The following is a 14,083-nucleotide window of genomic DNA, read 5'->3' as shown; positions in this document are numbered from 1 at the left end:
CATCCCTGACGCTTACGGCCGGGCTTTCAGCTTCGGGCCTGCGTGCTTCACTTACGTGCGATCTGCACATCGCGGCGGCCGTTGCCATGTCCAGCCGTATCTCCTGACTCCATCACCTTGCTCGCGACTGTAGCCCGTGGCCGCGTGCCGTCAAGGCACGTCAGGCCGAGTCCTCGGCTGCGCCTGCGGGCCGCACCACCCTGACGCTTTCCTCCTTGACGGCCCACGTCCGTGGGCTCCTGACCGTCGCGGGCGATGAACTAAGGAAAGACGGTGGCAACAGGGCCAACCGGGTTCCTCGTGCCAACCGCACCGAACAGCCGAAAGGCTGGGCTCCGAATCTAGGAATCCGGTGTGCGGTTTGAACAGCAAACCCTTTTCGTCAGGAGAAAGATCATGCAACTCGCATCCCGTTCCCCGGTGCAGCGCAGCGATTTCCCGCTGTCCGATGACCAGATTCACCGCGTGGCCCCGTCCATCTTTGCGGAAGCGCCCCACGAAAGCCGTACGCCTAAAAATGGCACGCATTCTGCGCCCTTGCAGGACAGAATGATGCCGGAAAAGCGAACCGTCAGGCGATACGAAGACAAAAATCACATACTGACGGAGAAAAACCATGACAATTTCCCTGCATAATTCCTGGACAAGCGCCTCTAACACCGCAGCGGCGACCAGCGCATCCCCGCTGGACCCGTCAGGCTCCTCAAAAACGAAATGTTCTAAAACCAGAAAGGATATTTATCACACCTTTACCGACAACATCATTGCAGCGCTGGAAGCCGGTGTTAAACCCTGGTCCTGCCCGTGGCAGCGTGTATCCGGCATGTCTGGATTGCCATCTAATTACGCCACCGGCGTAGCCTACAGTGGCATGAATATCCTGTTGCTGTGGAGCAGTGCATCAAAACAGGGGTTCAGCGATTCACGCTGGTTGACCTACAAGCAGGCACTGGCAGCAGGTGGACAGGTTCGCACGCGTGAATGTGGCACAACAGCTATTTTCCATACCACACTCGAAAAGGAAAACGATGCCGGAGAAGTTGAACATATCCCGATTCTGAAAACTTTCACCGTGTTTAACGTTCAGCAAATCGACGGTTTGCCCCAGACGACGGAAACGGTCAGCTCGGAAGCAACCTTTGACCCGATGCTGCAGGCTGAAAATCTGTTCCGGAAGAGCGGTGCAAACATCATCGAGAAAGGACAAAATGCCTTTTTCCGATCGACAACTGATGAAGTCTGGCTACCGGAGCGCCGTCTGTTTTCAGATGCAGCTAATTTCTACGCTACCGGCCTGCATGAGCTGGTTCACTGGTGTGGGGGTAAAAAACGTCTTAACCGTGAAATGAAAGGAAAATTTGGCAGTGAGGATTATGCGTTTGAGGAGTTGATCGCCGAGTTGGGAAGCGTGTTCCTGATGGCGGATCTTGGGATTGTCGGAGAGGTCCAGCACGCAAGCTATATTGCTTCCTGGTTGAAAGCACTGAAGAACGACAAACGATTTATTTTCAAAGCCGCTAGTGCGGCATCAAAAGCGCATCGTTATTTGATGGAAAAAGCCTTAGGGTAAGGGGAAGAAGCTGCAAAGGAACGTGGCTTTAACCTTTCAGGCCTGTGGGCAGAGTAAAGCTTAATTCCCCCTGCGAATATTCCTGGTATTTGATGCCAGGAATATTCGCAGGCTGCAGGGCGGGCGGCAAAGAGCCCGCTCATTCCTTTAGATGTATTTGCTTCAACTAGATCTGTCAATTTTCTCTGTTAGAACACGATTCTGCCTGACAGTCGGCAACGAGCAAGTAGCGACTTCGTATTGTCGTATTGCGAGCAATGAAAGACATTTCACATCCAATAATTAAGATTAAATTTTCTGCAAGGAGGAAATAATGCAACTAAAAAATCTTTTAATATCAGCCTGTTAACAAAAGTAAATGAGAAAAGTGATGACTTGTTTCTTCAGCCTGTGGAAATTTACTGATGATGGTGTAAAGATGTATGAACCATAAGCAAATTGGGATTTTGTCGTGGCTGAAACTAAAAATATTGATGCAGTTGCTGGAATTATTTCCAATAAAATTTTTCGGGAATTAAAATGGGAGGTTAGTAAACATACTGATCTTAATTGGCCGTGCTGTTTAGACTCGCATCTAAAACATAACCAAACAGAAAAAACACACCCTACTGATGTCGTGTTCTTCTATAAAGATCCATATAGTGATATATATCAATACATTCAGACTGATCTTAAGTCTTATTCAAATAAGACTATTACAGACTCTCAATATGGGAAGATACAATCTACAATAAAAAGCTTAGCCCAACAGGTAGATTGTAGTGTTAGAAACCCTGAGTGGAAAAGATTATTTCTGAATGAGATTACTGAAAAATTTCAAGTCCATGGTATGCTTTTTATATATAACCATGATAATGAATATGATAAAGAGTTGCTTAATAAACTATCAAACATTCTAAACTCAGAGATTAAATTCCCCACTAACTCTTGCCTATTTATTTTAGATCCAATCACAATCAGGTTTTTATTAAGCGTAACTGAGGACATAGCGAAGCGAAGAAATTATGAGGATTATAATGGACAGTTGACCGAGATACTATGGGAGAAAATTCCTGCATGGGATAATTGCAGCTTTTTTTATCCTGACAAGCATAACAAATTCGCATCTAAAGATAGGTTATTACCAGCAACTTTAGAAATGATTACGTCAGGGATGATTTTTTTTCAATACAATCATGATTTCATTCGTGATCAAAGTGGTAATAAAACCACCAAAAAAATATTAAATATTTATTGGAAAGAAGATATAACCAAAGAGGAGCAATTTGTTTTCTTAATTGAATATATATTTAACTATCAATTATTAAACCAGTTCGATAAGATTTTTATTGTTACACCTTTTAGTTCATTTTCCTCTGTATTTCTGAGGGATGCAATCACGACTTATTCTAATCTTTATTCCTTTACTCTTGATAAATTGAATCGGCTAAGAGAACAATTACATAGCATATCAATTGACATTACAACCTCCAGTATATTCCCATTTAGAGTAATTAGTAAAGATGTTAAGAAAATTTGTGATTTTTCTGGAGAGTCGAAATGAATAAGTATCAAGCAACAATATTCTCAACTGATAGCGACATATATACTGCTCTGCAGTCGAATAAAGTTAAGCTTTCAGATAACTCTATCCGTGAAATTGCATTTAATCGTGGGGTTTTGTTTTCATCAAATCTTGAAAGAGATACATTGATAGAAAAAGTGTCGGAGCTCCCGTTCTCATATTCTCATGTTGTATCAATTCAGGATCGATTGGCAACAAATACGAATCATGAAATATATTCAATTCTACGTATTTATGAAGGTTTTGATGTTAATAATCTCTATGAAGTAGTAGAGAATGTCAAATCAGAAAGAAACTATAAATTTAGAGAAGAAAGCATCACTCATAGCGGTGGCTTAGGTACATACACAATTGAAGTAACGTATACAGAATATGATTTTAGGCGAGGTAAATTTCAACAAAAAAAATTAAATTCAGGAAAAATAAGCTTCATCAAATCCAAGAATTTCACATCGGTACGGTTTACTCAAACCAAAAAAATCACAAATATCTTATATGACATCCTCAATTATTATAAGGCCAAGGTTTTAGAAGCAATTAATATACAACATGTCGACCTTGCGCACATTTCAGACCAGACGTTGAGAAATATGTTCGCCAAGCATCTCTATGACTTTGACAACAGGTTTACACTCGATGGTTTTAATTATTTTGGTCTCGAGAAAGTTAGGTTAAGCAGAATAAAAACCATATTTGAAGATGATACAGATGAGTTGAATAGTCCTTCTTCGGATTTTAGCTCAGATCCCGATGGCGATGAAGAAGACGAAAGCTCGCAAGGAATGATAAGTAAAAGTGAGGAAAATAAAAAAGATGAACACAATAGGGTGTTTAGACTTAATAATGCATCCTATGATGGGCATTCTTTAGTTGACGCTAAGCAGATTGAGGAGTTGTGTGATGAGGGTTTCTATAGGAGCTTCATAAGGTGGAAATCACGAGTCACCTTTCTAAGTAACAACCCAATTGTTACCTTTGAAATAGGATTCGAGGACAAGCATTTTTGTCGTGAAATCAAAATAAGAATACTCCATAAACAATATTCATATTCAGGGGATGATAAAGAAAAGATTGAGCCTCATGAGTTTGATCAAATCATTAAGTCATTAGAGGATAGGATATTTAATGCAAATGATTTAATCATAGAAGAACTTGCAAAGCAAACATCAACACCAATTAAGATGCTGAAAGAAGAATCGGAGGCTGAAGAATGATAAAAGTCAAGATCTTTCACACTGATGAATGCTTAATGAGAGACTTAGCTATTAGTAAAGTTAACTCAAAAAGCTATAATGATACTGATGGATTTGGATTTGTCATTCACCATGATTTTCCTGATTATTGCAAAATTCAATATATTGAAAAAAACACAATTGAAAGAATAATTGAAACGCCAGTAGGTGATTTGAGTACTATTCAAGAGGTGACTTATTATAAGTTTTTCTTTATTTTAAGATATAACTCTAAAAATTCAATAGTGTTTTTGAATCCTCCTAGAAATATTAAGTATGCTTCGGATATTGTTCGCAGTCTTATTCCAGAGGGCTGTCATGTAAGCCAGCTTAAATTAGATTTAAAGAATGCAATTGAAAAAATTAAGCACATACGTAAGGGAAAGTTAAAGAGCGCTACACTGAGTAATATTCTATATAATCCCCAGACCCATGCTAAAACAAAATTAAGCTCAACAAATGATTTATATGATTTTTATTCTGAAAATTTCATGAAATCACTTGCAAAAGTAGATAGCGCTATTTTTGAAATTGACGGTAAGGTTTATGAATTGACAGAGTCAGGTCGAATAACGTTTCAAGGTGATGATATTGAATCTGTATTTGGCGTTCTATGAAGAAACCACCCTGAAGGATCAGGGTGGTTTTAAATCAGTTAGAAGGGTATATATCTAAGATTTCTTTTTTAAAAAAGATGGAAAGTATTTCAGCCTACAGAACTTTTCAATTTCAATAAAAATTCATTATGGCTTGCAGTTTTTTAATTCCCAGTGTCATTATTTTTGTCCAGAGTTGATAAAACCAGATGTCACCTTATCTCCCACTTAGCGCTACACTATGGCATTCCCAATGCCCGCTCTGGTACGAAGTTGCCAATCAGATTAGGTTAAGGCCCTGAGCCATAAAAGTGTGAATTCAAATCTCGGCTAATACACTTTTAGAGGCATTTAACGCGACTTCAACTATCAATGTGTCTTCCTGCATCGCCAGAACGAAACGTGGTACTACGTGCTGCCGCAATACGCCTGCGAGCAATTTTCACATAATCCTCTTTTCGCTCAATACCGATGAAACATAATCCTTCCATCGCTGCGGCTTTGCCGGTGCTTCCACTACCCATAAAGGGATCAAGTACAGTGCCGCACGGGGGCGTAACCAGGCGGCAAAGGTAACGCATCAGTTCGGTGGGCTTTACACACGGATGATTGTTACCCTCTCCACGATCTTTTTTACTGGCTTTTGCACAATAAAAGAACCGACTGGCGCTGCTAATTTCTATCTGCTGAGAGGTATCAGGGAACATAGCAAGTACTGCATCACTGCCATCATGGATAAGATTGGCAGGCCAGCGACCATCAGGGCTTCCTTGTCTGGCGATACTGCCATCACCTTTACTTCTTCCGCGCCACATATGGTTGGGCTCAGATCCACCCGGTCCATTTGGATAATCATATGGTGGTTCTCCTTCTGCCAGAGGGATCCTGCATTCGCTGATGTTCAGAGTACCGGTACCATATACGCCTACGTTGGATGCTATGGATCCCTTGCATGGCTTACGGGCAAGGGTAATCGGTTCCAGTGCCGGTTTTAACGCGTGGTGGGATTTAGGAAACCCCGAACCGTATACCCAGCCCAGCATTCCGTCACGTCCAAATGCCACGTCCAGTAATTTGAGCTGATCCGGCGATAAACTTTCGATGAGTGCCCTGGCAGCATTGCTGGTCTCGTAGAGAAATACAATCATGTCACGTATTTCAAAGCCCGCATCCTCAATACGCGCTGCCATCCGGTGTTGAGTGCGGGAGCCCGCGAACGACAACAGATGACCACCTGGTTTGAGTACACGCAGACATTCTTCCCAGATGGCTTGTGAAGGGACATCGTAGTCCCAAGTCTTCCCCATGAATTTAATACCATAGGGCGGGTCGGTCACAATGCTGTCTACAGAGTTGTCCGGCATACTGTGCAGAACGGCAAGGCAGTCGCCATGGGTCAAAATGTCATGCATGGCGTTCCCTCCCGTTATAGCCATCAACTGATGAAGAGGGGGTACCCTGTTTATCATTGATATTTTCTTCCAGTTCATCAATGGTGCGAAAGAGAAACATTTCCCGGTTCTTCGCATCAAACGGAACAGGAACGCTGTTTCTCATCACCGTCCTGATGCTGCCAAACAGCCTGACCAGCGACTCCTTAGTTTTATCATCCGGCATAACATACATTGCATAGTGCCAGCGTCCGGCGTCGCTGGCGGCCAGATGACTGTTAATGATGCTGATGTAACGGGCGCGGGTTTTCATCGTTCGCTCTGTTTCCACTGCAACGATGGCACCGCTGCTTAAGGTAATAATGCCGTCCGGTCGGTGCCGGACGCCTGGGTATCGCGACATAAACTCTCCCCGGTCGCCGTTAAGCCAGCCTGTGCCACCTTTTTCCTCAAGGGCGATCCTTACCCGCTGGTTTAACAGTCGATGTTCCAGCGTCGAGTTTTTGAGTTTGCCCGGCTCAAAATAGGCGGGGAAAACCCTGTCATTAGCGCAAATCACCATTGCCAGTCCCTGCATGGTAATCCCCCACAATGATTTTCTCCCGGTCAATACCGGGTATTTATGTTTATTCAGGAAGCCCATCGCAACCGCTTTATTGAGCAGTTTATACATCGCATGGTTATGTTTCCCTTTATAGCCAACAACTCTTTTTAAGGTCTGGAAATCAGAGAACGTTTCCTCCTTGAGAAAATACAGCAATGCCCGCATTCTCAGTTTTGCGGCTTCATTTCTTTCAGAAACGTTATGGACAAGCATTGATAGCCTCACAGGTTAATAGAGGGTTTGTGGATTGGGCTTTCTTTTTCGCTATGCAGGTTTCTTTTATGTTCAAACGAAAACAGGTCGATATATTGCTTTTTCGCTGGTATGTGGAATAGTTTGGTTGCCTTCGCCAGATCATTCTGGGTAAAAACAAAACCAACAAATTGGGGTAGGTTAAGCAACATGTTGCTGTCTATATAATATCGCTCAGCCTGGCGGATCATCCTGTCTGTTTCCATTTTCTCCGTAAGGGAAATATCTGTTTTAACTTTCCTCATTTCATCGTCTACCAGAATAGAGCCGGTCATCCTTGCCACCCAGTCAGCAGTGTCCGGATCGCGAAGGCGATAAACCAGCATAAACTTGCAGTTCTCAATGACCGAACCGGCTACAGCATCACCCTCCAGATCTGCCGGACAGTCATACAAATCTTTGACCGACTGGTGGGCCATGATGATATGCACACCTTTGTCCCTTGCAGCGCCAAGCCCCTCAAGCGCAGGGCGGGAAAGATGATACTTGAGTTCATCAAGGAAAATAGCGACAGGACGAGGTTTGCCTTTTATCCGGTCACGCGTTTCGGCTATCTGAATCAGGCGAGTTAAAATCATTCGCTGAGCCGATATGATTTTCTGATTACGCATCGAGCCGATGATGTAACAGCATCCGCCTTCATCAAAAATGGTCTTTAAGGAAAATCCGTTGCGGGCATTAATGGAATTCACTAAAGCGATTTCCTCAAGCTCGCCATAAAAAGCAGGCACATCTTCACTGATGGATTTCACAAAGTCAGTGTTAAATAAATTACGTAATGTCATTCCCTTTTCATAAATAGCTGCCGTATTTCTGGCTGCTCGGCGATCGGCTATACGGTAAAAGTCAGCGCCTTCGCCTTTTTTACCCAGGCTGAAACCGGCATTAAATAGTTCCTCCAGTTGTTCATGAGAAATATCAGCCAGTAAATCAATCTGAAAATTAAGGTCATTCAGGTTAATAATGACAAATTGCTTTCCGGCTTTCTGACAAGCCTCCCGCAGTACATGCGGTGCCCACTCATCATTTTTAGGGTCTTCGACAAATACGCCTTCACCTGAAAGTATTGCCTGATAAAGCAATACACAGGCACTGACGCCTTTACCAGAGCCTGTGGTGCCGATAAGGTCAGCGTGTTGAGTTTGAAATTCTTCGGCGGTGATATATTGCGGCTGGTTGTCTTTATCCAGCCCGATAAAAATACCGTTATTCAGGTCAATATAATCCAGCGGATTATACGCAATGCTGTCAGGTAACATGTCTCTGACTTCACGAACATCCGTTCTGACATTTCTTTCCAGCTTGCTTTTTTTAATCATCCGATGTTTTAAACTGTCGACTTCTCCGGCCAGCAGCCTTCGGGCGGTAATATGAAAAGCCAGACCGGCAAACGTAAATCCTACCGTCAGTATCCAGAGTGATAATCTGAGCAGTATTTTATTGTCGAGTACGTTAAAGAAAAAACTCAGCCCCTGAATGGTCAGCGGTGACAGGGTGCCGAATATGAAAAAGAAGGTGGATATACCCGCCACCAGTTTTAACCAGAAGGGGGCATTTTTTCTTTCTTCACGTGGCAGATGAAAAATAAATGGCAGTGTCAGCCCGGCAAATATGGACAGTATTACCGGGTTTTGTTGCAGCCAGAGCAGAAAAACAGAAAAGGCATCCGAAAAGGCATTCAGCCTTTGCATCAGATGAGTTCCCATTGCAGTGATCTCCGGTCTGATTTCGGTGTGGCGGGCGCATCATATGGGCGTCACCGATGGACGTTAAACCCCACGCCCATACGCGACGCTCATCGATGACGCCCATAAAAGGATGAAAAGCACTGAACGCCTCCGGCGCTCATGCCCGTTATCCGCGCTTTCAGAAAACAGCCGACCTGTGGTCGTCAGTCCCCTGAAACGCCCGAATGACGGGCAACGGCGTGTGACATTACGCTCGGGCTGGACGCTCTCACTGCATGTCACATGGGGGTAATGTCGCGGCTGGACGCCGCGCCAAAACCCCCAGGGTCAACGGCGGCACACCGTCGCCCGCTACGCGCGACCACCCCCTTTAAGACGGTCGCTTTCGCCTTTTTCTTCCCTTTGCTCGTTCCTCGCAGCGGGAATAAAAGGGAAGCTGACCTTTAAAGAGGGTGGTCGCGCCACGCTACCGGCTTTGGGCCGGAGACTTAGCGGCGACGGTGTGCGGGGCTGTGCCCCCCGGATAAACCGCTGTCGTGGGCGACAGCTTTTCGCTCGCCGGGGCGGCGAAATTTATCCGGCTCCCCCCGGCCTGCAAAATCCGCGTGGGCGCGGCTGTTTGCAGGTGAGGCGCGGTGCCTGAATTATTTTCGCTCCTTAACCCGCGAAAATAATTCTGTCCGCTGCCTCATTTTTACGGCCCCTGTTTCTTCGCTCCTTAATCCGCGAAAAACAGAAGCCGTAAAAACCTGAAAACCGTCATGCTCTGTGCCCGTCTCGCCAGTGTTAACCACGAACGCGGCCATATTTACTGATGATCTGACTGATAGCCGCAGGGGCTGCCGAACCACATTCAAGTAAAAACGATTTTCTGGCATCAGCCGTATGGTCAGGCAGAAAACCATGCCTGTTCTTCTTTACGATATTAAAGAATGCCCGTTCAGCCGAATGGCATTCACTGCCGCCGCCATTTCCGGTTGCTTTACCGTACATACATAACACCACTTCGCAGGTATCAGCAGCCATTACAGTTGTTGAACATGACGCCATAACGCAGAACAATAATACAGACAGTATGACTTTCTTCATTTCAGCCACCGTTATGATTAATGAAAGGTGACATATCTTTGGTTATGTTGTTTGCCAGAGTTATTTTCTGAATACCTCTTTCATGCTATTTAAATGAACTGGTTTAAAGTAAACATTATGCATCCGGCGAACATCGCCGTGTATATCAATACTGACGATGACATCAATGCTTTTAAGCACCTTACGTAACAGCACATCATAAGGAATATTCCGGCAGTCGGGGTTTTCATAGCAGCGGTCAATAATCCCGTCAATACATTCCGCCGGGCTGCCCGCATGCAGGGAGGTGATTAAACCCTCATGCCCGGAACCGACAATTTTCAGCGCATCCCATGCTTCCCGTCCGCGAATTTCCGCCAGTAATATCCGGTCAGGGTTCATCCGGTAGCTGGCGCGTATCAGTCTGCCAGGTGTGACAATGGCGTTATCCCCGGCATCCGCAGGGTAAAAAAGATGAACATAATTGCCGTGGTGATAAAAGCGGATTTCGGGGTTATCCTCAATCGTTATTAACCGGAGATGCAGCGGAATATAATGCAGCAGCGTTTTCATATAGGTGGTTTTGCCGGAGCCGGTTTCCCCCACAATAAAAATCGTTTTTCCGTATTCCACCGCCTTTTCCATAAAGCGGGGAATGTCCCCGCTGTGGTATAACCGTATCAGTGCCTCATCATGACTTTCCGTTTTCTCCTGACCGCTCACCCGCTGGTAAAATCCCGCATCAATCCATGACTGATGCGTTTTCTGCTCAAACGATGGTTTGCGCAGCGTAACGGACACCGTATGACGTTCGCTGGCCGGGGGAATAATCACCTGAATACGCTCGCCGGCTCCTGATGTTGCAGAAAGGATCGGCGACGTGTCGTCAATATTATCCTCATGCCAGGAAGCCAGTGCTCTGGCAAAGGCATGGCACTGACGCAGCGTGACCGGGGAGTCATGTTTTTGCCATTTCCCCCGGATTTTCGTATGCAGTTCACCCGGCCGGTTAATGGCAATTTCCGTCAGGCCCTCCTGCGCGAGGAAATCACCAAACAACCGGTTTTTCATAAACTCCAGTGACAGGTTTTCAGTGTTCATACCATTTCTTTTTCAGTCGCAGTTGATAAACAGAGGAAAAATCAATATCCGTGCCGGTCATGATGCCGATCACATCACCCTGGTTCAGGTACATCGTGGGCGGGATACTGATGCTGTTTTCCAGCGTCGTTTTCGCCATTTCCGCCGTGGCGGCGCGGGTGTTTTCGGTGTAGTCGGTATTGCGGTCTTTCCCCGGTGCGGCCTCTGACGTCGCTGCCGCCACGTCCTGCACGGTACTCAGCATCAGGGCGTTGCCGAAACGCTCCCAGAAATGGCTGTCGATCCAGCCCGCAATCCCCGCCTCGCCTAGCGGGCCGGTGGCCTGCGTATCGGTGAGCGGAATTTGCAGGCTGCCGGGCTCCGGCGTGCGCAGCTCCGTCCACAGCACAAACATCCGGCTGCGCCCGTGTTGCAGTGCCCCGGTGCGGTAGACGCCACGGGCGACCGTTCCCGCCGCGATCAGCTTCACATGGTTGCTGGCGCTCCAGACATCCTCCCCAATCAGGCAGGAGATATGGCCGCCGACATCGGACACAAAGCGCCGCATCATCGAACAGGGAATATAACGATCCACCGGGATATAGAGATCAGGATCGAGGCCCAGCCGTCTGACGCCGGTGACACGGGCGACGCCCGGATTGTCGCTGTCAACCGTATCCTGCGCGGTTTCCGGTGCGGCGGGATCCGGGCAGCGCAGGCGGCCATCCGCCCCTCTGACCAGTACCGACCGACAGGACGTGTACGCCGTGGAGACTGGCGGGCTCTCCGACATTCCCGCGCGGTTGCGCGGTTCGCTACGGGACGCGCGGGCATTGCCGCCAGCCGTTGTACTGCCGCTGTTCAGCCCGTCTGCCAGTGCTGCCGCTTTGTTCAGGGCGGGCGGCTCTGCTGGCAGGGCGGGTGCGCTGGTGACGGTCTGACTGGCCGGGTCTGTGCCTTGCTGTTTGCGCTGTCCGAACAGGCCAAACGGGTTACTGTCCATGCCCAGATTTTTACGCTCATGCTGCGTCGCCCCGGTGGAGGGCGGCGGTGCGGTGTCGGCTTCCTTCTCATCGCCCCTTTTCAGGGCGCTGAGAAGACGATCGCCGCCGGATGCGAGGGCGATCACCAGCGCCAGACTCAGCAGGCTGACGATCAGCGTGCGGTGACCGGACGCCTTACGGAAACGGGTCACTTCCGGCTGGCCGGGCGGTGTTTTTTGCTCCGGCGTCTGCGTCGCCATTGCCGAACGGGCGCGTTCACGGGCTTCCGCTTCCCGCTCTGCGGTGGTTTTTTCCGGTTCGTCCGGGAAAGGTCTGTCAGTCATTTTGCCTCCAGCGTAACGGACGGTGAAACGGTGTCACTGCGGGTTACCGGGATACGCCCGGATCCGGCGTTTTCCACGCCCACCACCGAGGTGCCGTAACGCAGTACCAGTTGCGGCGATGCCGGAACCACCATCACGGTGTAGTTGCCCTGTTGAACTGTCTGCGGCGTGACCGCCTGCTCCTGACCATTAACCACCCGGAAAACGGAAGGCAGGGTTTTCGTGGGGGAAAAACCGATATACGCAAAACGACCGTCATCCCAGGTAAAGTCCGGGGCGATGGCGGCGGAACCGGCGGCCACTCGTTTGCTGTAACGCCAGTTCCGCGGCGAGGCCGGTTGCCGGAATGCTGCCGCTATCCGCTGCCGGTCCAGTGCTTCCTGCTGTCGTTGCTGGCGGGTGGCGCTGGCGGCAGCGGATTTATTCCGCTGCTCATCAGGATAGTGGTAGCGGATAACAAAGGCCTGAGCGGGTGAGTCGCGGTCCAGCACGTTCAGTTCCAGGCTGTAATCGCGCTTCGAAGTCACCACGAACAGGTTGGTTTTCCAGTCTTTCTCTGTCGGCAGAAACACCTGACTGATGTTGTTGCCGCTGGCGTCCGTGACCGGCTGGGTAATCGGGTTCGGGCTGACGCCCACCCGGTTGTCGCTTTTCGTCACGGTCCAGCCTCTGGGAAAACCCGCCTGCGCATCGATAACGGTTTCACCATCGTCAAACACCAGCATGGTGACGTAGCCGGGGCGGGTACGGACGACCGTGGCATTCTGGCTGTTGTACGTGACGTTCTGCATCCGGCTGTCATACGTGCTGCCGCGTGGTGTCGCCGCGCTCCATGCCACGCATGACGCCAGTAACCCCGTGAGGAGCAGAATGTGTTTCAGCATCATTCCCCCCTCAGCTCTTTATCGCGCTGGTAGCTGGTGACGATGAAGCCCAGCGGATTCACTTCACGCTGGCTGTCGGTCAGTTGCTGGTGTGGCACATAGCGGTAAGTGAGACGGATATTCCAGACATCCGTTTTCACGGAATTATCGGCAATGCGGCGGATCGTGCGTTTAATTCTCAGGGTCGCCAGATTATCCGGCCCGGTGGCGGGCGCATGCACATTGGAAATAATATCGATATAAACGACATATTCCGCCTTGTTAAAAATTACGTCCGGTGCCTGGTCGCCGTTAAACCAGTCCAGATAGTCCCGGTTCACGCTGTCGCTGTTAAATAACTGTACGTCGTCATAATCACGCTGAAGGAAGAAATAATTGTATCCCTCGCGGAGTCTGGCATAGTGTGCTGCCAGTGAGTGCGCCAGTGCCTTTTCAGAAGAAATATCCCGCTCCTTCACGCGGGTCATATATTCATAACGCCCGGTCTGTTTATCCACCGACCATAACTCAATGTCGGTGGTTTTCAGCGGCAGCAGAATAATAATGGCCGCAATCGCCATTGCGGCCAGCATCAGCCCGGCAGCAGCCATCCGCCAGGCGGTTTTTCGGGAACGCTCCTCCTTTTCCAGCAGGATGGATTCAAAAGAGCGGGAAACATTAACAATGTTCTGAATATCAGACATGGTGAGTCAGCTCCTGAATGATTGCGGGGGAATTTACCGGCTCGGGTTCGCCGGATACCGGCGGAAGGTCGCCCTGATGCCGTGCGCAGCCCGTGAGCACGCACAGCATCAGAAGGAAGATTCTGAATTTCATGGAAACTCCTT

At 48.0% G+C, this 14,083-nt stretch carries 14 protein-coding genes; 5 read left to right on the top strand and 9 right to left on the bottom strand.

Annotated features, from left to right (window positions below):
* Positions 1 to 396 precede the first annotated feature (396 nt).
* From ACGS9J_RS04145 to ACGS9J_RS04125, 5 genes are all read left to right on the top strand, one after another.
* Positions 397 to 636, top strand: coding sequence for a hypothetical protein (locus ACGS9J_RS04145; RefSeq protein WP_442229774.1), 240 nt, complete (start codon positions 397 to 399; stop codon positions 634 to 636).
* The gene (locus ACGS9J_RS04140) at positions 617 to 1,570 is read left to right on the top strand and encodes an ArdC family protein (protein WP_442229773.1); all 954 of its coding nucleotides are present in this window, start codon (positions 617 to 619) and stop codon (positions 1,568 to 1,570) included. The genes ACGS9J_RS04145 and ACGS9J_RS04140 overlap by 20 nt, the downstream gene beginning before the upstream one ends.
* A gap of 451 nt (positions 1,571 to 2,021) precedes the next feature.
* A complete protein-coding gene (locus ACGS9J_RS04135; RefSeq protein ID WP_284105937.1) occupies positions 2,022 to 3,113 on the top strand; it encodes a hypothetical protein in 1,092 nt (363 codons plus the stop codon).
* The gene (locus tag ACGS9J_RS04130) at positions 3,110 to 4,348 is read left to right on the top strand and encodes a hypothetical protein (RefSeq protein WP_442229772.1); all 1,239 of its coding nucleotides are present in this window, start codon (positions 3,110 to 3,112) and stop codon (positions 4,346 to 4,348) included. The genes ACGS9J_RS04135 and ACGS9J_RS04130 overlap by 4 nt, the downstream gene beginning before the upstream one ends.
* 35 nt (positions 4,349 to 4,383) lie before the next feature.
* Complete coding sequence (locus ACGS9J_RS04125) at positions 4,384 to 4,983, top strand: hypothetical protein (protein WP_442229771.1); 600 nt, start codon at positions 4,384 to 4,386, stop codon at positions 4,981 to 4,983.
* A gap of 341 nt (positions 4,984 to 5,324) precedes the next feature.
* On the opposite strand, the gene ACGS9J_RS04120 is transcribed toward ACGS9J_RS04125, so the two are convergent.
* The 9 genes from ACGS9J_RS04120 to ACGS9J_RS04080 all read right to left on the bottom strand — a co-directional run bounded on the left by ACGS9J_RS04120 (position 5,325) and on the right by ACGS9J_RS04080 (position 14,072).
* Positions 5,325 to 6,374 (bottom strand): DNA-methyltransferase, encoded by a 1,050-nt coding sequence (locus tag ACGS9J_RS04120; protein ID WP_442229770.1) that lies wholly within the window; start codon positions 6,372 to 6,374, stop codon positions 5,325 to 5,327.
* Complete coding sequence (gene mobC, locus ACGS9J_RS04115) at positions 6,367 to 7,170, bottom strand: MobC family replication-relaxation protein (protein ID WP_442229769.1); 804 nt, start codon at positions 7,168 to 7,170, stop codon at positions 6,367 to 6,369. Before mobC ends, ACGS9J_RS04120 begins: the two co-directional genes overlap by 8 nt.
* An 8-nt stretch (positions 7,171 to 7,178) precedes the next feature.
* On the bottom strand, positions 7,179 to 8,915 hold the full coding sequence (locus ACGS9J_RS04110; RefSeq protein WP_442229768.1) for a type IV secretory system conjugative DNA transfer family protein: 1,737 nt from the start codon (positions 8,913 to 8,915) through the stop codon (positions 7,179 to 7,181).
* A gap of 768 nt (positions 8,916 to 9,683) precedes the next feature.
* A complete protein-coding gene (locus ACGS9J_RS04105) occupies positions 9,684 to 9,986 on the bottom strand; it encodes a TrbM/KikA/MpfK family conjugal transfer protein (protein WP_181630974.1) in 303 nt (100 codons plus the stop codon).
* Between the two features lie 60 nt (positions 9,987 to 10,046).
* Complete coding sequence (virB11, locus tag ACGS9J_RS04100) at positions 10,047 to 11,066, bottom strand: P-type DNA transfer ATPase VirB11 (RefSeq protein ID WP_097734707.1); 1,020 nt, start codon at positions 11,064 to 11,066, stop codon at positions 10,047 to 10,049.
* The gene (gene virB10, locus ACGS9J_RS04095) at positions 11,056 to 12,372 is read right to left on the bottom strand and encodes a VirB10/TraB/TrbI family type IV secretion system protein (protein WP_442229767.1); all 1,317 of its coding nucleotides are present in this window, start codon (positions 12,370 to 12,372) and stop codon (positions 11,056 to 11,058) included. The genes virB11 and virB10 overlap by 11 nt, the downstream gene beginning before the upstream one ends.
* Positions 12,369 to 13,256: a P-type conjugative transfer protein VirB9 gene (virB9, locus tag ACGS9J_RS04090; protein WP_061555377.1), complete on the bottom strand. Its 888-nt coding sequence runs from the start codon at positions 13,254 to 13,256 to the stop codon at positions 12,369 to 12,371. The genes virB10 and virB9 overlap by 4 nt, the downstream gene beginning before the upstream one ends.
* Positions 13,256 to 13,939: a virB8 family protein gene (locus ACGS9J_RS04085; RefSeq protein ID WP_259820493.1), complete on the bottom strand. Its 684-nt coding sequence runs from the start codon at positions 13,937 to 13,939 to the stop codon at positions 13,256 to 13,258. Before ACGS9J_RS04085 ends, virB9 begins: the two co-directional genes overlap by 1 nt.
* Positions 13,932 to 14,072, bottom strand: a complete 141-nt coding sequence (locus ACGS9J_RS04080; protein WP_164913536.1) for a hypothetical protein — start codon at positions 14,070 to 14,072, stop codon at positions 13,932 to 13,934. Before ACGS9J_RS04080 ends, ACGS9J_RS04085 begins: the two co-directional genes overlap by 8 nt.
* Between the last annotated feature and the right edge of the window lie 11 nt (positions 14,073 to 14,083).

It is taken from the genome of Serratia quinivorans, assembly GCF_052113645.1.
GTDB lineage: Bacteria > Pseudomonadota > Gammaproteobacteria > Enterobacterales > Enterobacteriaceae > Serratia > Serratia quinivorans_B.
The sequence above is the reverse complement of the archived record's forward strand: the minus strand, read 5'-3'. Positions and strand labels throughout refer to the sequence as shown.